The 21,766-nt window shown below is 63.3% G+C and carries 24 protein-coding genes and 1 pseudogene; 15 read left to right on the top strand and 10 right to left on the bottom strand.

Going from position 1 to position 21,766, the window contains the following annotated elements:
- Nucleotides 1-9 precede the first annotated feature (9 nt).
- Complete coding sequence (locus tag SB765_RS17685; RefSeq protein WP_341798144.1) at nucleotides 10-1,050, bottom strand: patatin-like phospholipase family protein; 1,041 nt, start codon at nucleotides 1,048-1,050, stop codon at nucleotides 10-12.
- A gap of 178 nt (nucleotides 1,051-1,228) precedes the next feature.
- Here SB765_RS17685 and SB765_RS17680 point away from each other — a divergent pair, with 178 nt between their 5' ends.
- The 3 genes from SB765_RS17680 to SB765_RS17670 all read left to right on the top strand — a co-directional run bounded on the left by SB765_RS17680 (nucleotide 1,229) and on the right by SB765_RS17670 (nucleotide 3,175).
- Nucleotides 1,229-1,507 (top strand): lipoprotein, encoded by a 279-nt coding sequence (locus SB765_RS17680; RefSeq protein WP_003250254.1) that lies wholly within the window; start codon nucleotides 1,229-1,231, stop codon nucleotides 1,505-1,507.
- Between the two features lie 14 nt (nucleotides 1,508-1,521).
- On the top strand, nucleotides 1,522-2,289 hold the full coding sequence (locus SB765_RS17675) for a CHAD domain-containing protein (protein ID WP_341798145.1): 768 nt from the start codon (nucleotides 1,522-1,524) through the stop codon (nucleotides 2,287-2,289).
- Between the two features lie 88 nt (nucleotides 2,290-2,377).
- Nucleotides 2,378-3,175 (top strand): acyl-CoA thioesterase, encoded by a 798-nt coding sequence (locus SB765_RS17670; RefSeq protein WP_410911298.1) that lies wholly within the window; start codon nucleotides 2,378-2,380, stop codon nucleotides 3,173-3,175.
- Nucleotides 3,176-3,310: 135 nt separating this feature from the next.
- On the opposite strand, the gene SB765_RS17665 is transcribed toward SB765_RS17670, so the two are convergent.
- From SB765_RS17665 to SB765_RS17655, 3 genes are all read right to left on the bottom strand, one after another.
- On the bottom strand, nucleotides 3,311-3,679 hold the full coding sequence (locus tag SB765_RS17665; protein WP_016500553.1) for an Mpo1-like protein: 369 nt from the start codon (nucleotides 3,677-3,679) through the stop codon (nucleotides 3,311-3,313).
- A 75-nt stretch (nucleotides 3,680-3,754) separates the two neighbouring features.
- The gene (locus tag SB765_RS17660) at nucleotides 3,755-5,233 is read right to left on the bottom strand and encodes a methyl-accepting chemotaxis protein (RefSeq protein ID WP_410931684.1); all 1,479 of its coding nucleotides are present in this window, start codon (nucleotides 5,231-5,233) and stop codon (nucleotides 3,755-3,757) included.
- 109 nt (nucleotides 5,234-5,342) lie between these two features.
- Complete coding sequence (locus SB765_RS17655) at nucleotides 5,343-6,140, bottom strand: TatD family hydrolase (protein ID WP_410931683.1); 798 nt, start codon at nucleotides 6,138-6,140, stop codon at nucleotides 5,343-5,345.
- Nucleotides 6,141-6,296: 156 nt separating this feature from the next.
- On the opposite strand from SB765_RS17655, the gene SB765_RS17650 reads away from it, so the two are divergent.
- From SB765_RS17650 to greB, 4 genes are all read left to right on the top strand, one after another.
- Complete coding sequence (locus SB765_RS17650) at nucleotides 6,297-7,703, top strand: transglycosylase SLT domain-containing protein (protein ID WP_341798149.1); 1,407 nt, start codon at nucleotides 6,297-6,299, stop codon at nucleotides 7,701-7,703.
- A 113-nt stretch (nucleotides 7,704-7,816) separates the two neighbouring features.
- Nucleotides 7,817-8,254 carry a DoxX family protein gene (locus SB765_RS17645; RefSeq protein ID WP_016500549.1) on the top strand — a complete coding sequence of 146 codons (438 nt, stop codon included), beginning with the start codon at nucleotides 7,817-7,819 and terminating at the stop codon, nucleotides 8,252-8,254.
- Nucleotides 8,255-8,500: 246 nt separating this feature from the next.
- On the top strand, nucleotides 8,501-8,809 hold the full coding sequence (locus tag SB765_RS17640; RefSeq protein ID WP_016500548.1) for a hypothetical protein: 309 nt from the start codon (nucleotides 8,501-8,503) through the stop codon (nucleotides 8,807-8,809).
- 11 nt (nucleotides 8,810-8,820) lie between these two features.
- Nucleotides 8,821-9,294 carry a transcription elongation factor GreB gene (gene greB / locus SB765_RS17635; protein ID WP_410911293.1) on the top strand — a complete coding sequence of 158 codons (474 nt, stop codon included), beginning with the start codon at nucleotides 8,821-8,823 and terminating at the stop codon, nucleotides 9,292-9,294.
- A gap of 64 nt (nucleotides 9,295-9,358) precedes the next feature.
- Here greB and SB765_RS17630 read toward each other — a convergent pair whose 3' ends face one another.
- Together SB765_RS17630 and SB765_RS17625 are read right to left on the bottom strand one after the other, a co-directional pair.
- Nucleotides 9,359-11,866, bottom strand: coding sequence for an ABC transporter permease (locus SB765_RS17630; protein WP_410931682.1), 2,508 nt, complete (start codon nucleotides 11,864-11,866; stop codon nucleotides 9,359-9,361).
- Nucleotides 11,866-12,549, bottom strand: a complete 684-nt coding sequence (locus SB765_RS17625) for an ABC transporter ATP-binding protein (RefSeq protein WP_016500545.1) — start codon at nucleotides 12,547-12,549, stop codon at nucleotides 11,866-11,868. Before SB765_RS17625 ends, SB765_RS17630 begins: the two co-directional genes overlap by 1 nt.
- Before the next feature lie 10 nt (nucleotides 12,550-12,559).
- Here SB765_RS17625 and SB765_RS17620 point away from each other — a divergent pair, with 10 nt between their 5' ends.
- From SB765_RS17620 to SB765_RS17610, 3 genes are all read left to right on the top strand, one after another.
- Nucleotides 12,560-13,165 (top strand): arylesterase, encoded by a 606-nt coding sequence (locus tag SB765_RS17620; RefSeq protein WP_410931681.1) that lies wholly within the window; start codon nucleotides 12,560-12,562, stop codon nucleotides 13,163-13,165.
- A 58-nt stretch (nucleotides 13,166-13,223) separates the two neighbouring features.
- Nucleotides 13,224-13,514, top strand: a complete 291-nt coding sequence (locus SB765_RS17615) for a hypothetical protein (protein WP_016485900.1) — start codon at nucleotides 13,224-13,226, stop codon at nucleotides 13,512-13,514.
- 113 nt (nucleotides 13,515-13,627) lie between these two features.
- The gene (locus SB765_RS17610) at nucleotides 13,628-14,605 is read left to right on the top strand and encodes a L,D-transpeptidase family protein (RefSeq protein WP_016500543.1); all 978 of its coding nucleotides are present in this window, start codon (nucleotides 13,628-13,630) and stop codon (nucleotides 14,603-14,605) included.
- Nucleotides 14,606-14,737: 132 nt separating this feature from the next.
- On the opposite strand, the gene oprI is transcribed toward SB765_RS17610, so the two are convergent.
- Entirely contained in the window at nucleotides 14,738-14,989 is a 252-nt protein-coding gene (gene oprI / locus SB765_RS17605) for an outer membrane lipoprotei OprI (RefSeq protein ID WP_003259780.1), read from the bottom strand.
- A 508-nt stretch (nucleotides 14,990-15,497) separates the two neighbouring features.
- On the opposite strand from oprI, the gene SB765_RS17600 reads away from it, so the two are divergent.
- Nucleotides 15,498-15,779, top strand: coding sequence for a GNAT family N-acetyltransferase (locus SB765_RS17600; protein ID WP_016500542.1), 282 nt, complete (start codon nucleotides 15,498-15,500; stop codon nucleotides 15,777-15,779).
- 138 nt (nucleotides 15,780-15,917) lie between these two features.
- Here SB765_RS17600 and SB765_RS17595 read toward each other — a convergent pair whose 3' ends face one another.
- The gene (locus tag SB765_RS17595; RefSeq protein ID WP_341798154.1) at nucleotides 15,918-16,994 is read right to left on the bottom strand and encodes a 3-deoxy-7-phosphoheptulonate synthase; all 1,077 of its coding nucleotides are present in this window, start codon (nucleotides 16,992-16,994) and stop codon (nucleotides 15,918-15,920) included.
- 233 nt (nucleotides 16,995-17,227) lie between these two features.
- Here SB765_RS17595 and SB765_RS17590 point away from each other — a divergent pair, with 233 nt between their 5' ends.
- The 4 genes and pseudogenes from SB765_RS17590 (at nucleotide 17,228) to cysB (ending at nucleotide 19,431) form a co-directional block, all read left to right on the top strand.
- Nucleotides 17,228-17,407 carry a 2-dehydropantoate 2-reductase N-terminal domain-containing protein gene (locus SB765_RS17590; protein WP_410911290.1) on the top strand — a complete coding sequence of 60 codons (180 nt, stop codon included), beginning with the start codon at nucleotides 17,228-17,230 and terminating at the stop codon, nucleotides 17,405-17,407.
- A pseudogene (locus SB765_RS17585) lies at nucleotides 17,343-17,692 on the top strand (ketopantoate reductase C-terminal domain-containing protein); the annotation flags it as partial. The gene SB765_RS17590 and the pseudogene SB765_RS17585, both read left to right, overlap by 65 nt.
- 138 nt (nucleotides 17,693-17,830) lie before the next feature.
- On the top strand, nucleotides 17,831-18,328 hold the full coding sequence (locus tag SB765_RS17580) for a universal stress protein (RefSeq protein WP_341798155.1): 498 nt from the start codon (nucleotides 17,831-17,833) through the stop codon (nucleotides 18,326-18,328).
- A gap of 128 nt (nucleotides 18,329-18,456) precedes the next feature.
- Nucleotides 18,457-19,431 (top strand): HTH-type transcriptional regulator CysB, encoded by a 975-nt coding sequence (cysB, locus tag SB765_RS17575; RefSeq protein WP_016485905.1) that lies wholly within the window; start codon nucleotides 18,457-18,459, stop codon nucleotides 19,429-19,431.
- Between the two features lie 123 nt (nucleotides 19,432-19,554).
- Here cysB and SB765_RS17570 read toward each other — a convergent pair whose 3' ends face one another.
- Together SB765_RS17570 and pabB are read right to left on the bottom strand one after the other, a co-directional pair.
- A complete protein-coding gene (locus tag SB765_RS17570; RefSeq protein WP_016500538.1) occupies nucleotides 19,555-20,289 on the bottom strand; it encodes a phosphoadenylyl-sulfate reductase in 735 nt (244 codons plus the stop codon).
- 79 nt (nucleotides 20,290-20,368) lie between these two features.
- A complete protein-coding gene (gene pabB, locus SB765_RS17565; RefSeq protein WP_410931680.1) occupies nucleotides 20,369-21,712 on the bottom strand; it encodes an aminodeoxychorismate synthase component I in 1,344 nt (447 codons plus the stop codon).
- Nucleotides 21,713-21,766 lie beyond the last annotated feature (54 nt).

Raw genomic sequence — 21,766 nt, 5'->3', positions numbered from 1 at the left:
CTACGACGCTTAGCGTTTCACCCCTTCATAGTTATCCAGCGTATCCCGCGCAATCTCCCGTCCCAACGCAATCAGCTCGGGCGCTTTGTAGAACTCGAAGAACCGGCAGACCCGCTTGGGCACGTTGATCAGCACATCCGGTGGATACCCGGCGATCTTGTATTGCGCCAGTGAGGTCTGCATGACCTCGAAGCTCTGGTTGATCAAGTCCAGCAGCGAAGCAGGCCCCACGTTGTCGATGATGAACGAGCCGGTCGCCGACTTTGGCGCGCCCTGGCGTTCCGGTGCCGCCGCCGGTTGCTGGCCTTCCGGGTCGGCGGCATCTGCCAGCCACGGGTTGGGCGGCGCCAGGCCCTCGGCGACTATTTCCTGTTCGATGCGCATCAACTCTTCCGCCGGCTTGCGCCGGAATGGCAAGCGAGAGCCCAATGAGCTCAGCAAGGAGTCAAAGCGCATCTTGAACGCCGCGGGGCGCTCGATCACCGGCAACTGGTACTGCTTCTGGTTGGTGGCGTTGAGGTTGACGGCGATGATCAGGTCGCAGTGGCTGGACACCACAGGCACAATCGGCAGCGGGTTGAGGATGCCCCCGTCGACCAGCATACGGTTGCCCTGCATCACAGGGGTAAACAGGCTGGGGATGGCCGCCGAGGCGCGCATGGCCTGGTGCAGGCAGCCTTCCTGAAACCAGATTTCCTGCTGGTTGGTAAGGTCGGTCGCAACCGCTGTATAAGGGATGCGCAATTGCTCGATGTTGATCTCGCCGACGATCTTGCGGATTTGCCCGAACACCTTGTCGCCGCGAATGGCGCCGAGGCGAAAGCTTACGTCGACCAGGCGCAGTACATCCAGATAGTCGAGGCTCTCGATCCAGTTGCGATAGTCGCTCAGTTTGCCGGCAGCATAGATGCCGCCAACCACTGCACCCATGGAGCAGCCGGCAACGCAGGCAATGTCGTAGCCGCGCCGCTCGATTTCCTCGATCACACCGATGTGTGCATACCCCCGGGCTCCGCCCGAGCCCAGTACCAGTGCCACGCGTTTGCTCATGAATAATCCCCGTCCAGTGCAACCTTGGTCCTACAATGCACCCATCACAGGCTGTGCTTCAATGTAGATCGTGCTGAGCTACTGTAATAAAACTGGCCGGGCACAGCCGGCCGGGCAGGGCACTTTTCAGCTGCCGGGGCGTCGAACAGCCACTGTTTTTTCCATTGAGGTATTACCGATGAAAGCCTGGATCTGCCTTCCACTGATTGCCTTGGCCCTTGCTGGCTGCGCGGGCAAGACGGCCTACCGTGACAGCTGCGCGACCCAGCTGGATGCCGCCTGGAAGGAACTGGACCTGGCCAAGGCCGAAGGCTTTGCCGGTGCAGTGAGTTACTCCAAGGCCTTGTCGCTGCTGACCGGGGCCAAGACCCAGCAGCAGTTCGAAGGTTACGAGAGCTGTACGCGCAAAGCCGAAAAGGCGCGCTTCTACATTCGTGAGTCGCGCGCCGGGCGCTGACCAAGGAGCGTCGTATGTCTGCCATGCTAGACCATGTAGTAGCCCAGATACTGGCCTTGCAGGTGCGCCTGATGGCCTGCCGCGAACGCCTGGCTGCCGATACCGACAGCGAAGCCTTGCACGACTTGCGCATCAGCCTGCGGCGCCTGCGCAGCCTGCTGCGGCCGCTGCGCGGGCTGCCTGGCGTGGAGCAGCTGGAGGGTGCCGCCAGCGCGTTGGGTACCCTGACCACGCCGCTGCGTGACCGGGAGGTGCTGGCAGCCGAGCTGATCGGGCGCGGCTATACCGCCGCCGGCCAGCGGCGCCTGGAAGGGCGTGGCAGGACCTTTGCCAGTGTCGCTGCCAGCCCGCAGCTGGCCCGGGTGCTGGCGATTGTCGACGCGTTTCCGTTGTTCCTGCGGGCGGCAGGCCGCGAGGGGCTGGTCAAGTCACTGGACAAACGCATTGACAAACGCCTGGTCAAGCAATGGCGCAAGTTGCACGAAGCCTTGCAAGACCCCGCTCACGACCGCCACCGCCTGCGCTTGCTGATCAAGCGTGCGCGCTATGGCGACGAGGCCTACCCACAACTCGACCACGCCGGGAAGAAACTGCAGCGCCTGCTGAAAAAGGCACAGGGCGACCTGGGCAAATGGCATGACCGCCTGCAGTGGTTGCTGCAGGCACGCGAGCATGCTGACCTGGCCCCCTGCAAAGTCGCGTGGGAGCAGGAGCTGCACGAGGCCGAGCGCAAGTCGGATGTGACGCTGGATGCCCTGCTGCAGGTGCTGGCGCGTCGCTAGCCCGACAATTGACCGATATGCGGGCTGATCGCCCGGGGTTTGCTAGCTACGATGGGCAGACCTTTTCACTGCGGGCAGGAGCCAGCCAATGAACTTCAACCAACTGCTCGACGCCGTGCGGGCCAACCCGGATGCCGTCAGCATTCCGCCTGGCTGGGCCCAGGGCCGCGCTGCCTTTGGCGGGCTGATGGCGGCCATGGTTTATGAGGCCATGCGCCTGAAACTCTCCGACAGCCGCCCTGTGCGCTCGCTGGCCATCAGCTTCGTCGCCCCTGCGGCTGCAGATGTACCAATCCGTTTCGAGGTGGAGGTATTGCGTGAAGGCAAGGCGGTCAGCACCTTGCTAGGCCGCGCTGTCCAGGATGGCCAGGTGGTGACCCTGGTGCAGGGCAATTTCGGTGCGGGCCGGCCTTCGGTGGTCGACGTGCCCGCGTCACCGGCGATGGAAATGCCAGCACTCGACGACGCTGCTCCCGAGTTACCGTATATCAAAGGCGTTACCCCGGAGTTCATGCGGCACGTGGCCTTGCGCTGGGCGGTGGGAGGGTTGCCGTTCAGTGGCAATCAGTCGCGCAGGATGGGCGGCTGGGTGCGCTTGCGGGATGTAGCTGAAGAGCAGGTCAATGAGTCGCATTTGCTGGCGCTGGTCGATGCCTGGCCGCCGAGCCTGATGCCGTTTCTCAAGCAGCCCGCAGCGGGCAGCACCCTGACCTGGACCATCGAGTTCATCCAGCCCACGGCGAAGCTGTCGACCCTGGACTGGTGCCGGTACTGCGTGGAGACCGAGCATGCGCGGGAGGGTTATGGGCATGCTGCTGCGGCGTTGTGGACGGCAGAGGGCGAGTTGCTGGCCCTGAGCCGACAGACCGTCACCGTGTTTGCCTGATCAATCTGGGAGCGCTGCGCGCTCCTTTCGCGACACAAGGCCGCTCCCGCAAGGATCTCGCAATTTTCAGATTGCGCGTGATTCCTGTGGGAGCGGCCTTGCGTCGCGATTGGGCTGCAAAGCAGCCCCATGGCATCAATGGCGGTGTTTGTGCCGCTCCCGCCAGGCCTTCCACCAGGCCCCACTCAGCACAAAGCGCGGAAAGGTAATGAACTGCTCCGTCAGCAAACGTTGCACGGCATCCTGGCGATTGGCGAACGGCTCAGGTTGTTCGGCCTCCAGGCGATGACCATGGCGCTGTAAGCCAAGGCCGGCAATCAGGGCGATCACGCCAACGGCAATCTGGCCCAGGTCCAGGCCGAACAGCCCCGACAGAATCAGCAGCGCGCCGAGAATGAACAGCGGCACGGCAATCAGGTGCAGCACCAGATTGGCCGGGTGGCGATGGTTATTGTGGTAGCCGCGCCATTGCCAGGCGGGCAGGTTGGGCAGGCGTTTGCTCATGGGCATTTCCTCTCGGTCATGCTCAAAGCTTAGTGCGGCCCCCGGGCGGGGGCCAATCGAGGCTGGCTATGGTGACTATAGCTTGAGCTGGCCAATGGCCCTGTTCAGTTCGCCGGCCAGGGTCGCCAGTTCGCTACTGGTGGTTGCCGAGCCCACTGTCTGTTGCACGGTCTGTTCGGTGACATCGCGGATGCTGACCACGGCGCGGTTCATTTCCTCGGCCACCTGGCTTTGCTGCTCGGCCGCCACGGCAATCTGGGTATTGCTTTCGCGCATCTGCGCCACAGCACCGGTAATCTCCGCCAGCGCCTCGCCGGCCTCCTGGGCCTGGCGGACGCAATCGTCGGCCTTGTACGAGCTTTCCTGCATGAATTCCACTGCATCGCGGGTGCCTGATTGCAGGGCAGAGACCATGGTGGTGATTTCGTCGGTAGAGGTTTGCACGCGCTTGGCCAGGTTGCGCACCTCATCGGCTACCACCGCAAAGCCGCGGCCCAGATCTCCGGCGCGCGCCGCTTCGATGGCGGCGTTGAGCGCCAGCAGGTTGGTCTGCTCGGCGATGCTGTGGATTACACCGACCACGCTGTTGATCTTCTGGCTGTCTTCGGCCAGTTGGCGAATCATTTCGGCGGTTTGCTGCACACCGCTGGACAGCCCGGAGATCGAATCCTGCACCCGGCTGACCACCTCTTTGCCGCTGCCGGCCAAGGTGTCGGCGGTTTGTGACAGGTCACGGGTGGCACCGGCATGCTGGGCAATGTGGTGCACCGTCGCTGACATTTCGTTGATGGCGGTGGCGGCCTGGTCAGTCTCGCTCTGCTGGCCGAGCATGCCGGTGCGTACGTTGTTCATGCTGGCAGCCAGGCGTGCGGCGCCCGAGTCCAACTGTGCAGCGGTGTGGGCGACGGTGCTGACCACGCGGTGGTAGGTGGCCTGCATGGCATTGAAGGCCCCGGCCATCTGGCCGACCTCGTCGCCGCAGGCCAGCGGCACACGGGCCGCCAGGTCGCCGGTCCTTTCCACGTGCAGCATCACATCCTTCAGGGTATTGAGCTGGCTTAGCAGGAAGCGGATCAGCAATTGCGAGGCGCCGAGCATGGCCAGCATCAGGACCAGCACACATACCGCGTAGGTGCTGAAGCGCTCGAAGAATACCTGGCGCAGGCTTGGCGACTGGGCGAGCACGGCCACCTGTTGGTCGCCGTGGCGCACTACCTGCGCCCCGCGCAGCGGGTTTTCGCCGAGGATCCAGGCGCTTGGTAGCTCCACCCAGCCCTGGGCGTTGCGAAGGCTATCGAGCGCCTCGCCGGCGAAAGCCGGCGTTTGCCCGGCCGACCAGCTGATGACGTTGTCCGGGCGCGGCAGTGCTTGCCCGGCAGGCCAGGCAGCCAGCAGCTGGGCTTGCGCTGCCGCCTGCGCCTGCGCCGCTTCGGCGCGGGCGCGTTGCTCCAGGTGCACGGCATAGAGCACCAGCAGCAGGGTCGTGACAAAGGCCACCGCATTGACGGCCCAGAATTTGTACTTCAGGGAAACATTGCTAAGCCAGGCACCCATGGGCAGGTCTTCTCTGAGTTGAGCGGAAACAATTTTGGCAAGGTGCCATCATTGTGCCTGCACTCGCTCAGCTAGTTGTTGACCCATATCAACAGCCAGCGTGCAGGGCTCAAGGGAGCTGGAAGAACGCCCGCGCCGTCGCGGTGGTATGCGCCGCCGTGTGCTCGGCTGATTCGCCCCGATGCAGCGCCACTTCGCGCAACACTTCCGGCAGAAACGCCGGCTCGTTGCGCCCGCTCTTCGGCTTGGGCCGCAGGCTGCGTGGCAGCAGGTAGGGTGCATCGCTCTCCAGCATCAACCGCTCTTCGGCGATGTTGCCCACCAGCGGGTGCAGGTGGGTGCCACGGCGCTCGTCGCAGATCCAGCCGGTGATGCCGATGTGCAGGTCCATGTCCAGGTAGGCGAACAGTGCCTCGCGCTCGCCGGTAAAGCAGTGCACCACCGCGCCGGTCAGATGGTCGCGGTAATGCTTGAGAATCGCCAGCAAGCGCTCGCTGGCGTCTCGCTCGTGCAGGAACACCGGCAGGCGCAGCTCTGCGGCCAGTGCCAACTGGGCTTCCAGGGCTTGTTCCTGGAGTGGGCGAGGGGAGAAGTCACGGTTGAAATCCAGGCCGCATTCGCCCACGGCGCGCACGCGTGGTTCATTCAACAGCTGGCGCAACTGGCGCTCGCTGCCAGCATCCCAGGCCTTGGCATCGTGGGGGTGCACGCCTGCAGTGGCGAACAAGTGCGCACCACTGGCGTCCAACTGCTGGCACAGCTCCAGCGCCTGTTCGCTGACTGCCAGGCTGGTGCCTGTCAGCACCATTTGTGTCACCCCGGCCTCAAGGGCGCGCTCAACGATTGCCGCCTGTTGATCGTGGAAACTGCTGTTGGTCAGGTTGACGCCGATATCGATCAGTTGCATGGTGCTATCTCGTGCCGCGGGGCGGCCAGCATAGCAAAATCCGCGTTTTTTCTGAAAAACCAAGAACTTCATGCTGTTACCGTGGTCTTTTATCGTCATTTCTCACTTGGCGGTGCAGTCCATGGATGCCGCCCAACCACCACGGACACGTTTTGCATGCTGCGATGCTGGCTTGTTTTCCTGCTGACGCTCGGGCTGACCCTGACCGGCCCGGCACAGGCGCGCGCGCCGGGGCCGCAGCAGAACATACCGCCCGCCAAGGTGCGTGACCTGCAGCAGATTCGTACCAGCAAAGTGCTGCGGGTGCTGGTCAACCAGAGCCGCAACAGCTCTGGCGAGGTCAAGGGCGAGCCGGTCGGCATCGAGTATTACCGCCTGCGGGCGTTGGAGCATTATCTCAATGCGCGTGCCGCCGATGACCAGCGGATCCAGCTAAAGCTCATACCGCGAGCCAAGGAGCAGTTGCTGGGCGCTCTGGCCCGCGGCGAGGGCGACCTGGCTGCGCCGGGCGAGCTGCTTGACCCCAGCACGGTGCGCGGCATGGGCAGCAGTGCGCCGATACTCGACCAGGTGCCGTTGATGCTGGTCGGGCGCAAAGGCGAGCGAAGCTTCAGCAAGGTCGAGCAGCTGTCCGGGCGTACCGTGGCCTTGACCAGCGCCAGTGCCGCCGGACCGCTGATCCAGCAGGCTAACCAGCAACTGGCACTGCGCAAGCGTCCGCCGATCAAGGTGGAGTGGGTCGACTCGACACTGGCGGTGGAGGATGTACTGGAGATGGTGCAGGCTGGCATCTACCACCTGACGGTGGTCGAGCAGCCCATTGCCCGGCGCTGGGCGCGGGTCATGCCGCGCCTGCGCCTGGACAGTCGGGTGCGCCTGGGGGCGCCGCAAGCCATGCGCTGGTATGTGGGGCGTGATGCGCCGCAATTGTTGGCCACGGTCGATCACTTCCTGCAAGGTTACCGCGCACCAGACAACCAGGATGCCGCCTTCGAGCGTATCTACCGGCGCCAGTACCGGGTGCACAACCCGTTGGCCAGCAAGGACCGCCAGCGCCTGGCCTCGGTGCGGGCGGTGCTGCAGAAGCATGGCCAGGCGCAGCAGATCGACTGGCTCAACCTGGCCGCCCTGGCCTTCAAGGAGTCGACGCTGAACCCGGCTGCACGCGGCACGGGAGGCGCCCATGGTCTGATGCAGATTACCCCTTCGGCCGCCCAGCGCGTGGGAGTGAGCAACACCGCCACGGTGGATGGCAATGTGCAGGCCAGCGCCCGCTACCTGGCGCTGATCCGGCGCAAGTTCTTCGCCAGCGCCAAGATCAACGAGCGCGAGCGCATGGCTTTTACGCTGGCGGCCTACAACCTCGGCCCCGAACGCGTCCAGGCGATGCGCTCCGAAGCCCGGCGGCGCGGCCTCAACGGGGACCAGTGGTTCTTTCAGACCGAACGCATCGCCATGGAGCAGGTGGGCATGGGGCCGGTCAACTTCGTCAACAGTGTCAACAAGTACTTTTTGGCGTTCAACCGCGAGCGGGCTGCGCTGGAGCGTGTGGCAAAGCGCTGATAAATCGATTATATCGATTGTTATGTTGGGTTTTTTACGATTTTCATATCTATCGAATTGATTATGATGGCGTCCATCCCAACACAACTTCTTCGCTTCAAGGACGCTTCGACATGAACAACACCACCCTCAACGCCCTGTTCTCCACCCGCGCCGGCGCCGGTCTCAGCGTTATCCGCATCCTGGTCGGCATCATCTTCATGGCGCACGGCGCGCAAAAACTGTTCGGCCTGTTCGGCGGTTATGGCCTGGAAGGTACCGGCCAGTGGATGGAAAGCATCGGCCTGGCCCCGGGCTACCTGATGGCCCTGTTGTCCGGTAGCGCCGAATTCTTCGGCGGCCTGGCACTGGTGGTCGGCTTGCTGGCTCGCCCGGCGGCCCTGGCGCTGAGCGTAACGCTGGTGGTGGCGATCCTCTCCGTGCACATCGGCAACGGCCTGTTCATGTCAAACAACGGCTACGAGTTCGCCCTGGCGCTGCTGGCCGGCACCGTTGCCGTCATGATCGAAGGCGCTGGCCGCTTTTCGCTGGACCGCCTGATCGCCCGGTAAACAGCTGCAAGCAGTGAACTGCAAGCCGCAAGCAAGAGCGGGCCGGTACTCGGCCTGCTTTTGCTTGCGGCTTCTAGCTTGCAACTTGTAGCTCATCGCTCTAGCATACCGCCTGCGCCGATTTAAACAGCTACTTGCGGGGCGCAGGAAAGCCCCCTCCGGGCCATCCGAAATACCGCTAAAGCGCTGGTTCGGTGACGCCTCCCACCGCTGCCCAGCGGGATTCGCGAGGCGGAGAGAAGCTCCATGAGTTGTCCACGTACCAGTGTCTGTTTGAGCCCTTTGCCAGCCAGCCAGGCGGCCCGCACACCGCGCATTCTGCTCGGCGGCCAGCATCAGCCCACCCTTTTGCGTCACCTCGAAGGCCTGTCCCGTCGCAAGGGCCAGGCGCGTGCCTTCCTGATCCAGTTCGTCGATATCGGCTGCCACCTGGCGCAATACGGCAATGACCGTTTCGACCTGGCCGTTATCCAGGCCCCGGCGCCGGACGAGGCCGCCGAAGTCATTGGCCACCTCACCCGCATCGCGCGCCAAGGCCTGATTACCCGCCGCTGAGGAGTGCGCTGTTGAGTACCAACATCATCACCACGGAAGGCCATGAGGCGCTGAAGAAAGAGCTGGACCACCTGTGGCGCGTCTATCGCCCGGAGATCACCCAGAAGGTTGCCTGGGCGGCGTCACTGGGCGACCGCAGCGAAAATGCCGACTACCAGTACAACAAGAAGCTGCTGCGCGAAATCGACCGCCGGGTGCGTTACCTGCGCAAGCGGCTTGAAGATGTGAGGGTGGTGGCCTACTCGCCGCAACAGGAAGGCAAGGTGTTTTTTGGTGCCTGGGTCGAGATCGAGAACGACGATGGCGAGACCATGAAGTTTCGCATTGTCGGCTATGACGAGATCTACGGGCGCAACGATTACATCTCGATCGACTCGCCCATGGCGCGGGCCTTGCTCAAGAAGGAGGAGGGCGATGAGGTGGTGGTGCACACACCTACCGGTGAAGCGACCTGGTATGTGAAGGGCATCACTTACGGCCGGTAAGTTGATGTTGTCTTTGCCGGCCCCTTCGCGGGCATGCCCGCGAAGGGGCCGGTGCAGGTAACCCTCAACCCTCGCGCAACACCGCCAACGGGCTGGCATTCAGCGCCCGCCGCGTCCCCAGCACCCCTGCACCGCCCACCAGTAGCGCCCCCATCAGCGGCAGCGCCAGCAGCCACGGGTGCGGGCTCCACTGCAAGTCGAAGGCATAGCGGTACAGCACCAGGGTAATCAGCTCACAGCCCACTGCGGCCAACAACCCGCTGGCCGCCCCCAGCAAGCCGAACTCGATACGCCGTGCCTTGACCAGCAATGGCCGCGCCGCCCCCAGCGCACGCAGCAAGGCACCCTGGCGGATGCGTTCGTCCAGCGTTGACTGCAGGCCCGCAAACAACACCGCCAGCCCGGCGGCCAGTACGAAGAGCAGCACATACTCCACCGCCAGGGTCACCTGGGCGAGGATGCTGCGGAGCTGGTCGAGCAAGGCATCCACCTGCAGGATTGTCACCGCCGGGAATGCCCGTGACAGCGCCACCACGTCCAGGTCGTGGCCCGGCGCCAGGTAGAAGCTGGTCAGGTAGGTGGTCGGCAGCCCCTGCAGTGTGCCGGGCTGGAAGATCATGTAGAAGTTTGGCTGGAAGCTGTCCCAGTGCACGCTGCGCAGGCTGCTGACTCGGGCCTGGCGTTGCTGGCCGGCGATTTCGAAGGTTAACAGGTCGCCCATTTTCAGTTTCAGGCTGCTGGCCAGCTCCGCCTCCACCGATACACCGGGGATTTCGTCGCTGCCGGGCAAGGCTTGCCACCACTTGCCTGCGGTCAGTGCATTGCCTTCGGGCAGCTCGGCGGCCCAGGTCAGGCTGAGGTCGCGCTGCACGGCGCGCTCACCTGCCGTGTCCTTGCTGACGATTTGCTGTACCGGTTGCTCGTTGATTTGCACCAGGCGCCCCGGCGTTACCGGGTACAAAGGCGCTGAAGTGGCGTTGACCTGATGCAGGCGTTGAGCGAACGGCTCACGATCATCCGGCAGGATGTTCAGGGCGAAATGGTTGGGCGCATCCTTAGGTAACTGAGCTTGCCAGGTGTCGAGCAGTTCTGCGCGTAGCAGGGCGACCAACGCCATGGCTAGCAGGATCAGGCCGAAGGCCAAGGCCTGGCCGGCGGCGGCCGTGGGGTGGCGCAGCAACTGGCCAAGCCCCAGGCGCCAGGCCAGTGGCGCCCCGGCCAGCAGCTGGCGGAGGCTGCGCAAGCCGAGCAATAGCAAGCCGCCGAGCAGTAATGCGGCGACCAGGCCGCCCCCGAGCAGGGCGAAGGTGAGCAACAGATCGAGGCTCAGGCGCCACATGATCAGGCCAAGGGCAAACAGAGCGGCGCCGTACACCAACCAACTGCTGGGCGGTATCGGCAACAGATCACGGCGCAGTACCCGCAGTGGCGGGACCTGGCCCAGGGCGGCAATGGGTGGCAGGGCGAAGCCGGCCAGTGCAACCAACCCGGTGCCGATGCCGGCCAGGGCCGGGATGATGCCGCCTGCCGGCACCACGCTTGGCAGCAGGCCGTGCAGCAGGCGGAACAGGCCCAGTTGTGCCAGCCACCCGAGCAGCGCCCCGGCAAGGGCGGCAACCAGGCCGAGCATGGCCAGTTGCAGGCAATACAGGCCCAGTGCCTGGCGGCGCGAGAGACCCAGGCAGCGCAGTAGTGCGCTGGCATCCAGACGACGTGCGGCATAACGGCTGGCCGACAAGGCCACGGCGACCCCGGCCAGCAGCACCGCCACCAGACTGGCCATGTTCAGGTAGCGTTCGGCCTTGCCCAGGGCGCCGCCGATCTGCTGGTTGCCATCGCGGGTGTCGCGCAGGCGCTGGTTGGCGGCCAGGTCTTTTTCCACGCCCTGGCGGTATTGGGCCAGCGCCCCGGCATCGCCGCGCCACAGGTCGCGGTAGGTGACCCGGCTGCCCGGCTGGATTACACCGGTGGCCTCCAGGTCGGCCAGGTTCATCATCACCCGCGGGGTGAGGCTGTAGAAGTTGTTGGCGCGGTCCGGTTCGTAGGTCAGCACACGGCTCATGCGCAGGGTTTTTATGCCTACGTCGATGCTGTCGCCAATCGCCAGCCCCAGCGCCGCCAACAGGCGGGGCTCGACCCACGCCTCGCCAGGTGCCGGGCCGCCGCCAGGTGTTTCCTCGGCATAGGGCGCCGGCGCGCTGCGTACTTGCCCGCGCAATGGGTAGGCGCTGTCGGCGGCCTTGACGCTGGACAGCTGGATGCCGTTGTCGCCGCCCACCACACTGGTGAACTCGACCACCTGCGCGTGACGCAAGCCAAGTGCGGTGCCGGTATCGATCTGCTGCTCGCGGGCGGGGGCGCTCCCCTGCAGCACCAGGTCGGCACCCAGGAATTCGCTGGCGCGCAGTTGCATGGCGCCGTTCAGGCGGGCGCCGAAATAGCCGATGGCGGTGCTGGCGGCCACTGCTACCAGCAGGGCAAAGAACAGCACGCGCACTTCGCTGGCGCGAATGTCGCGCAGCAACTGGCGCAGGGCCAGGCCGCACAGGCGGGACAACGGCATGTGCTTCATCAAGCCTCCACCGGCGCCACCAGGCGCCCCGCGTCCAGGCGGATCTGGCGGCGACAGCGCCGGGCCAGGCGTTCGTCATGGGTGACCAGCACCAGGGTGGTACCGCGCTCCTTGTTCAAGTCAAACAGCAAGTCGCTGATGCGCTCACCCGTGTGGCTGTCGAGGTTGCCGGTGGGCTCGTCGGCAAACAACACCGCAGGTTGTGCGGCGAAGGCGCGGGCGATGGCTACCCGCTGCTGTTCGCCGCCCGACAGTTGGCGTGGGGTGTGGCTCAGGCGCTTGCCGAGGCCGACCCGCTCCAGCAGGGAGCGCGCCTGCTCGCGGGCATCGCGGCGGCCGTCCAGCTCCAGTGGCAGCATGACGTTTTCCAGCGCATTGAGGCTGTCGAGCAACTGGAATGACTGGAACACGAAACCCACATGTTCGGCGCGTACCCGGGCGCGCTGGTCTTCATCCAGTGGCCCCAGGTCGTTGCCGGCGAGGATGACCTTGCCGGCACTGGGCAGGTCGAGGCCGGCGAGCAGACCGAGCAGGGTCGACTTGCCTGAGCCCGAGGCGCCGACGATGGCGAGGCTGTCGCCTTTGGCCAGTTCGAGGGAGAGTGCGTGGAGGATCGTCAGGTCACCTTCCGCGCTGGGGACCACTTTGCTAAGGTTCTGCGCAACGAGTATGTTGGGGCCCATGGAGAATCCGATGCGAGTGTGGTGGTTGAGTGCCGGTCTGGCCCTGTATTGCCTGGCCCAGAGCGCGGCGGCGGGAACACTGCTGGTTGTTGGCGATAGTATCAGCGCCGGTTTTGGCCTGGATAGCCGCCAGGGTTGGGTCACTCTGTTGCAGACCCGCCTCAAGGACGAAGGTTTCGACGACAAAGTGGTCAATGCCTCGATCAGCGGCGACACCAGCGCAGGTGGCCAGGCGCGGCTGCCGGCGCTGCTTGCAGCGCATAAACCGAGCTTGGTGGTGCTGGAGCTGGGCGGCAACGATGGCCTGCGTGGGCAACCGCCCGCGCAATTGCAACAAAATCTTGCCTCGATGATTGAGGAGGCACGCCAGGCCGGTGCCAAGGTGGTGTTGCTGGGCATGCGCCTGCCGCCCAATTACGGGGTGCGCTACACCACCGCTTTTGCCAAGGTGTATGAACAGCTGGCTGCGGACAAACAGGTGCCGTTGGTGCCGTTTTTCCTCGAAGGGGTAGGGGGCGTGCCTGAGTTGATGCAGGCCGATGGCATCCATCCGGCCCAAGGTGCCCAGCAGCGCCTGCTGGAAAATGCCTGGCCGACGATAAAACCCTTGCTGTGACGCTTTAAACGGGGCGGGCTTTCGGCTAATGTTGCGCCCCCCGTTTCGAGTGCCCCCGATGCCGCGCCCTGCCTGGTCCCTGTATGCCTATCAACTGATCGAGCCCGATGAGCAGCTCGACCTGTTCGCCTGCCAGGAAATCCGCGTCCACCTGGTGGCCCGCCAGCTTGAGCTGGGCGTGCCGGTCGACCGTACCTTGTGCGGCGGCCTGCTGCCGGCGCAGCCGCGCTGGTCGGGGGTGCCGCGCGCGATCTACCGCGATAGCCGGCTGTGTGACTTGTGCCGAGCCATCCTCGATGCCCAGCGGCGCGGCATGCGCCCGGTCTGGCCAGAGCTGCAGGCGAGCTGAACGGCAAGCACCTTTCATCATCTGAAACGCTTGCATCGCGCCAATGCCTCCCGCTTGCATCGGCGCGGGTGTACAATCGATCCTCTTGACCCACCTTTCGAAGGATTTACCGGATGTTGCCGCGCTTTCCTGCCGTCACCCGTAGCCTGTCCCTGGCCGCCCTGCTGGTAGCGGGCCCCGCTGCTGCGCTGGAGCTGCCACTGCCACCGCCCGGTGAAGACATCGTCGGTCAGGTGCATGTGATCAAGGCAAAGTACGAGGATACGTTCGCCGACATCGGCACCGCCAACGACCTCGGCTACCTGGAAATGATTGCCGCCAACCCGGGCGTCGACCCTTGGCTGCCGGGCGCTGGCACCGAGATCATCCTGCCGACCCGCTACGTGCTGCCGCCTGGCCCGCGCGAAGGCATCGTCATCAACCTGGCCGAGTACCGCCTGTATTACTTCCCGAAAGGGCAGAACGTGGTACATACCTTCCCGCTAGGGATTGGTCGTGAGGGTTGGGGGTCGCCGATCGCCAATACCAAGATCACCGCCAAGACGCCGAACCCGACCTGGACGCCACCTGCTTCGATCCGCAAAGAGCACGCGGCGGACGGTGACATCCTGCCGACCGTAGTGCCCGCTGGCCCGGACAACCCGCTGGGGCCGTTCAAGTTCACCTTGGGCGTGCCGGGCTACCTGATCCACGGTTCGAACAAGAAGTTCGGCATTGGCATGCGTACCAGCCACGGCTGCTTCCGCATGCTCAACAACAACGTGCTGGAACTGTCGAAGATGGTGCCGGTGGGTACGCCGGTGCGCATCATCAACGAGCCTTACAAGTTCGGTATCAGCGGCGGCAAGGTCTATCTGGAAGCGCACACGCCGCTGGATGACCAGGGTAACCCGTCGGTAGTCGATAAACACACCGCCGTTATCAACGCCTTGCTCAAGCGTGAAGACCTGGCCAATAACCTGCGTATGAACTGGGACATGGTGCGTGACGTGGTGGCCGCAGAAGATGGCATGCCGGTAGAAATTGCCGTGCCGGTCGAGAACCAGGGTAGCGCACCTATGGTGTCGAGCATTCCGCCAGAACTGCAGTAAGGTAATTGCGACACATCACGGCCCGCCTTAGTGCGGGCCTTTTCGTTACTGCCTGGCGCATTTACCTTGCTGGCAGGCAATAAAAAAGCCGACCCACAAGTGGGTCGGCTTCTTAACAATCCGCGAGGATTATTACTTGCGGCTGGCTTTGTCCAGCATACGCAGAGCACGCTCGTTGGCTTCGTCAGCGGTCTGCTGAGCCTTCTGAGCGGCTGCCAGTGCGTCGTCAGCCTTACGGTAGGCTTCGTCAGCACGAGCTTGAGCGCGAGCTGCTGCGTCTTCAGTCGCAGTCAGACGAGCTTCGGTTTCTTTGGATACGCTGCTGCAACCGGTAGCCAGAACTGCGGCCAGAGCCAGAGCAGAGAATTTCAGAACGTTGTTCATCGTGTTCCCCTTCAAGGACTTTCTATTAAATAGCCATCTCTCAGGAAAGAGAAACTGGCCGGCGTACATAGTACCCATTACTTGTAGTAAGTAAACTGACTGAGCGCAAGAACTGCAAAAAAAATGTGGCTTGGCGCCACGCCGACAAGATTTGCGACGTGCGTGTGAAAAAAACGTGCAGGGTTCGCAAGCGATTGTAGTGCCGGAACTTTTTTGTTGAACTAACGGTGACTTTAACTGTCCTTCGACGTCTTAAGCCCTACAACATCCGGCGGCTGTTGAAGGCAGCAGGGAAGAGTCGCTTTCTCAGCATTTTCGCCATTTTTCGCCGCTGCCACCTTGAGCAATCCCATTTGCGGCGCCTACTATCTTGTGAGTGCCACAGGATCCGAACGATTACAATCGTCCAGAGGTCGAAGGGGCAACAGGTGGCGTAGAGGATTTAGCGCCGGATAAACCACCATCGGTTAAGGTATGGGTCTGCCGAGAAGACCTGCGAGGAGTAGTGATGAGCGAAGCGCTGACCATCCACCATGACCAGGCCGGTCATCAGTTCGAGACCACCGTGGACGGTCATCGTGCCTATCTGACGTACATGGATCTGGGCAAGCAGACGCTGGACATCTATCGCACCTTCGTGCCCAACGCCTTGCGGGGCCGCGGGATTGCTGCCGCTTTGACCGAGCGGGCGCTGGAGTACGCTGAACAGATGGGCTATACGGTGATTCCGTCCTGCTCATATGTGGAACGCTACATGGAGCGCCAGCAGCGGCATTCGAGCAAGGCCTGACGCTTTACATAAAAAAACGGGGGCCGCTTCGCGCCCCATTCGCGGCACAAGGCCGCTCCTACAGGAGATCGCATATCCCTGTAGGAGCGGCCTTGTGCCGCGAATGGGGCGCGAAGCGGCCCCGCTTTTTTATATCAATCAGCCGCGCTTACGCTGCGGCAGCACATCCTTGAGCTTGGCATGCATGCTGCGCAAGGTTTTCTCGGTCGCGGACCAGTCGATGCACGAGTCGGTGACCGAGACGCCGTACTGCAATTCGTTCAGGTCTTTCGGAATCGACTGGCAGCCCCAGTTCAGGTGGCTTTCCACCATCAGGCCAATGATCGACTGGTTGCCTTCGAGGATCTGGTTGGCAACGTTCTCCATGACCAGCGGTTGCAGGGCCGGGTCCTTGTTGGAGTTGGCGTGGCTGCAATCGACCATGATGTTGGCCTTGATCTTGGCTTTGGCCAGGTCCTGCTCGCACAGGGCGACGCTGACCGAGTCGTAGTTCGGCTTGCCGTTGCCGCCGCGCAGTACCACGTGGCCGTACGGGTTGCCCTTGGTGGTGACGATGGACACGCCACCTTCCTGGTTGATACCGAGGAAGCGGTGTGGCTTGGACACCGACTGCAGGGCGTTGATGGCAACGGTCAGGCCGCCGTCAGTGCCGTTCTTGAAGCCGACCGCCGAGGACAGGCCCGAGGCCATTTCGCGGTGGGTTTGCGATTCGGTGGTGCGAGCGCCGATGGCCGACCAGCTGATCAGGTCCTGCAGGTATTGCGGGGAAATCGGGTCAAGCGCTTCGGTAGCGGTCGGCAGGCCCATTTCGGCCAGGTCCAGCAGCAGCTGGCGGCCAATGTGCAGGCCATCCTGGATCTTGAACGAGTCATCCAGGTACGGGTCGTTGATCAGGCCTTTCCAGCCGACGGTGGTGCGTGGCTTTTCGAAGTACACACGCATGACCAGGTACAGCGTATCGGACACTTCGGCGGCCAGCACCTTCAGGCGCTCGGCGTATTCGTGGGCGGCCTTGATGTCGTGGATGGAGCAAGGGCCGACTACGACGAACAGGCGATGGTCCTTGCCATCGAGAATATTGCGCACCACTTCACGGCCGGCAGTCACGGTCTGCAGGGCCTTGGCGCTGAGGGGGATTTCCTTCTTGAGCTGATCGGGGGTGATCAGGGTCTCGTTGGAGGCAACGTTCAAGTCATCGATCGGTAAATCAGCCATCGTGTTACTCGTCAGGTCACGGGTGCCGGCCGCCAACTGTCCCCGTGCGGCCCAGCAGCAAGAATAATCGCAGCGGGGAGCCGAACCTTAGCGCGTTACGGGTGGCGCGACAATGGGCTGAAGTCGCGTCAGCATGCTGTTTTCCCTGCTGTTGTGGCACTTTGGCGTGCATGGGCTAGCTGGCAGTGTGCAAGCTGTGTAAAAAGAAAGCTGACCTTGACCTGGAAATCGGCATGCATCCGCGCGCACCACGCATCGGCATCATTGGCAGCGGAGCTATTGGAGGCTTCTATGGCTTGATGCTGGCCCGGGCTGGTTTCGACGTGCATTTTCTGCTGCGCAGCGAGTCCGTCCAACGGTCTGTCGGTATTGCTGGGCGAAGGCACCGCCGGGCTGATGGCAAGCAGCCATGACCGTGAACTGATCCAGGCCCTGATGGCCGAGGTGTGCAAGGCGCTGCCGCCTGTGGGCATGTGTTACCCGAGGGGTATGCCGAGCACTTGTTCCAGATGACCGAGCGCATGCCTGACTATTGGCCAAGCATGTTTCACGACTATGCCCTCATGCGCCCGCTGGAGCTGCAGGCTATCTATGCAGAGCCGCTGGCGCGTGCGCGTATGGCAGGCTGCAGCTTGCCGGGCATGGGAACCCTGTACCAGGCCATGAGTTTCCTCGACACCAGAGATCGGCCCTGCTGACGGCGGCTTTGACCTTGGCGTTGCTTTTTTTGCGCGGGCCTGCAGGCCACGCCGGCAGCGCGCCGGACGGCAAAGCGTGCGTTCGGCGCGCTGCTAAGCTGAAGCTTGCTCTGCCGTTGCGGCAGTCGAGGAGGTCGAATGATCCGCTCCATGCTGTACGCCACCGACCTCGGTGTCTACGCCCCTTTTGTGATGCAGCACGCGCTGGCCTTGGCGCGCACGTTCAATGCCGAGTTGTATGTCATTCACGCCGTGGAGCCAATGGGCCAGTTCGCCGAATCCCTCCTGCAAAGCTACCTCGATGAGCAGACGCTCGACCAGTTGCATAGCCAGGGGGTGAACGCGGTGATGGCCAACATCGAGCAGCGCGTGCTGGAAAACTTCCGCGATGAGCTGGGCGAGGAGGCCGACCTTGCGGTGATCAAGGCGGTGCGGGTACGCCAGGGCGATCCGGCGCAGGTGATCCTTGACCAGGCGCAGCGGCTTAGCGTCGACCTGTTGATTTTCGGCAGCCACAGCGCCGGCGCCGGCGTGGATGTGCCCTTGGGGCGCACGGCAGTGCGACTGCTGCAACTGTCGCCGGTGCCGGTGTACATGGTGCCTTTGGCGCAGCACCTGGGGCGTAGGAAAATATGAAGTGGAGTGTCTGCTTTTTCCGAGAGTACGTAACAAAATAGTTCTAGATTTATTTCCAGAACCACTAATATAGTTATATATCGTCGCTGCCTGCTGCCGCGGACTCATCGCTGAACCGAGGGAAACCTATGAAGCTTCAACAACTGCGCTACATCTGGGAAGTGGCGCACCATGACCTCAACGTCTCCGCGACGGCGCAGAGCCTGTATACCTCCCAGCCAGGTATCAGCAAGCAGATCCGCCTGCTCGAAGATGAACTGGGTGTTGAAGTCTTTGCTCGCAGCGGCAAGCACCTCACCCGTGTAACCCCGGCCGGTGAGCGCATCATCAATACTGCCGGCGAAATCCTGCGCAAGGTCGAAAGCATCAAGCAGATTGCCCAGGAGTTCTCCAACGAGAAGAAGGGTACGCTGTCCATTGCCACCACCCACACCCAGGCGCGCTATGCCTTGCCGCCGGTGATCAGCAGCTTCATCAAGCAGTACCCGGAAGTGTCCCTGCACATGCACCAGGGTTCGCCCATGCAGATTGCCGAGATGGCTGCGGACGGTACGGTCGACTTCGCCATCGCCACCGAGGCGCTGGAGCTGTTCGGCGACCTGATCATGATGCCGTGCTACAAGTGGAACCGCTGCGTGGTGGTGCCACAAGGTCACCCGCTGGCCAAGCTGCCGAAACTGACCCTGGAAGCGGTTGCCGAATACCCGATCGTTACCTATGTGTTCGGTTTTACCGGGCGCTCGAAGCTGGACGAAGCCTTCAACCACCGTGGCCTTACGCCAAAAGTGGTGTTCACCGCAGCAGACGCCGACGTGATCAAGACCTATGTGCGCCTGGGGCTGGGCGTGGGTATCGTCGCGGGTATGGCCGTGGACGCCAAACTCGACAATGACCTGGTGGCCCTGGATGCCAGCGAGCTGTTCGAAGCCAGCATTACCAAGATCGGCTTCCGTCGTGGCACCTTCCTGCGCGGCTTCATGTGCGACTTCATCGAGAAGTTCGCCCCGCACCTGACCCGCGAAGTGATGGCCAAGGCCATTCAGTGCCATAACAAGCAAGAGCTTGAAGAACTGTTCGCAGGCGTTGAACTGCCGGTGCACTGATCCGCAATTGTGCGGGGCCGCTTTGCGGCCCTTTCGCGGCACAAGGCCGCTCCTACAGGGGATGCGATCTCATGTAGGAGCGGCCTTGTGTCGTGATAGGGCTGCAAAGCAGCCCCGGCTATCTCAAGCCTTGCTGATCAGGTTGCCGGCGTGCAGCCCGCATTCCTTTTGCGTCGACTCTTCCCACCACCAACGCCCTTCACGCTCATGCTGGTTCGGCAGCACCGGACGGGTGCATGGCTCGCAGCCGATGCTGATGAAGCCGCGCTCATGCAGGCTGTTATATGGCAGCTCAAGCATGCGGATATAACCCCACACCTCTTCACTGCTCATCTGCGCCAGCGGGTTGAACTTGTACAGGGTGCGCTCGGGCGTGGAGAAGGCGCTGTCGATTTCCAGTGCCGCCACCTGGCTGCGGGTGCCTGGGCTCTGGTCGCGGCGCTGGCCGGTGGCCCAGGCGCTCACGGTGGCCAGCTTGCGACGCAGCGGCTCGATCTTGCGAATACCGCAGCACTCGCCGTGGCCGTCCTTGTAGAAGCTGAACAGGCCCTTTTCCTTGACGAACGGGTCGAGTTTGGCACGGTCGGGGCTGAGCAGTTCAATTGGCAGGTTGTACTGCTCGCGCACCTGGTCGATGAACCGGTAGGTCTCCGGGTGCAGGCGGCCGGTGTCGAGGCTGAACACCTTGACCTGCTTGTTCAGCTTCCAGGCCATGTCGACCAGCACCACGTCCTCGGCGCCGCTGAAGGAGATCCACAGGTCATCACCAAAATGCTCGAAGGCGAGCTTGAGAATGTCCTGCGGGGACTTGTTGGCGTAGGTCGCGGCCAGGGCGGCGACGTCGAAGGGTTGGCTCATCAGGCGGTTTCCATCTTGGCTGTGGCGCTGTGCGCTCGTAGTAAGGTGATGGTAACAAAAAAACGCGGGCTAGACGGACTCACAAGCCCTGCAAGGTCTGCATCAACACCCGCACTTTGGCGATCGACTCTTCATATTCGGCCTGCCATTCGGAGTCGGCCACCACCGCACCGCCGCCCCAGCAACTGACCTGGCCGTCCTTGACCAGCAGGCTGCGAATGGCAATCGAGCTGTCCATCTCGCCGCGCACATCCACATACAGCAGCGAGCCGCAGTAAAGCGCCCGGCGTGCAGGCTCCAGCTCGTCGATGATCTGCATGGCGCGAATCTTCGGCGCCCCGGTGATCGAGCCGCCGGGGAAGCTGTCGCCGATCAGGTCCAGGGCATCCTTGTCGCTGGCCAGCTGGCCGGTGATGCTGCTGACCAGGTGGTGGACGTTGGGGTAGCTCTCCAGGCTGAACAGCTCCGGTACCTTCACAGAACCGATCTTGCAGGTACGCCCCAGGTCGTTGCGCAGTAGGTCGACGATCATGAGGTTTTCCGAGCGGTCCTTGGGGCTGTGCAGCAGCTCCTCGGCATTGCGCTTGTCTTCAATCGGGTCGCTGGCGCGCGGGCGAGTGCCCTTGATTGGCCGGGTTTCCACCTGCCCCTGGCTGACGCGGACGAAGCGCTCCGGGGAGAAGCTGAGCAAGGCACTGCCATCGGCCAGTTGCTGGTAGCCGGAAAACGGCGTCGGGCAAGCTTGGCGCAGGGCCTGATAGGCGCGCCAGGGGTCGCCCTGGCAGGGCGCGCGAAAGCGTTGGGTAAGGTTGATCTGGTAGCAGTCGCCGGCCTGGATGTAGCGCTGTACCTGGTCAAAGGCGGCTCGGTACTGGTCGGGCTGCAGGTCGCCGGCCATCGGCGCGAGCAGCTGGAAGTCGCCACTTGCAGCACCGCAGGCGCCTTCGAAAAGCGTGATCAGGCGTTCGCGTTCACTGCCGGCCAGGCTTGGGTGGAACATCAGCTGGCTGGTGCTGTGCAGGTGGTCGCTGACCAGCGCCCAGGCATACAGGCCCAGCTGTGCGTCGGGCAGGCCGAGGTCATCCACGGCCAGGCTTGGCAGGTGTTCCAGGCGGCGACCGAAATCGTAGCTCAGGTAGCCGATCAGGCCACCGGCGAAGGGTAGCTCGCTGCCTTCGGGCAGTTGTGCATGGCCCAGGTGGGCCAGGCCGTCGCGCAGGCGCTGGAGGAAGGCGCTGCCTTCTTCATCGGGGTGCGCTTGCAGCTGTTGCAGCGGCCAGGCGCTGAGCAGGTCGAAGCGGCCGCGTTCGGCGCCGGGGCGGGCGCTGTCGAGCAGGATCGCGCCGGGGGCCTGGCGCAGGCGGGCGAAATAGGCGGCTGGGTCAGGCTGGTAGGGCAAGGGGTAAAGCGTACAGGTCGGCATCAGTGTGGACGGCGATGTAAAAGCGAGGAGGGCGATTGTAGACCTGTGTAGGAA

This window comes from Pseudomonas sp. SIMBA_067 (genome assembly GCF_046534675.1).
In the GTDB taxonomy this organism is placed as follows: Bacteria; Pseudomonadota; Gammaproteobacteria; order Pseudomonadales; family Pseudomonadaceae; genus Aquipseudomonas; species Aquipseudomonas putida.
The sequence above is the reverse complement of the archived record's forward strand: the minus strand, read 5'-3'. Positions and strand labels throughout refer to the sequence as shown.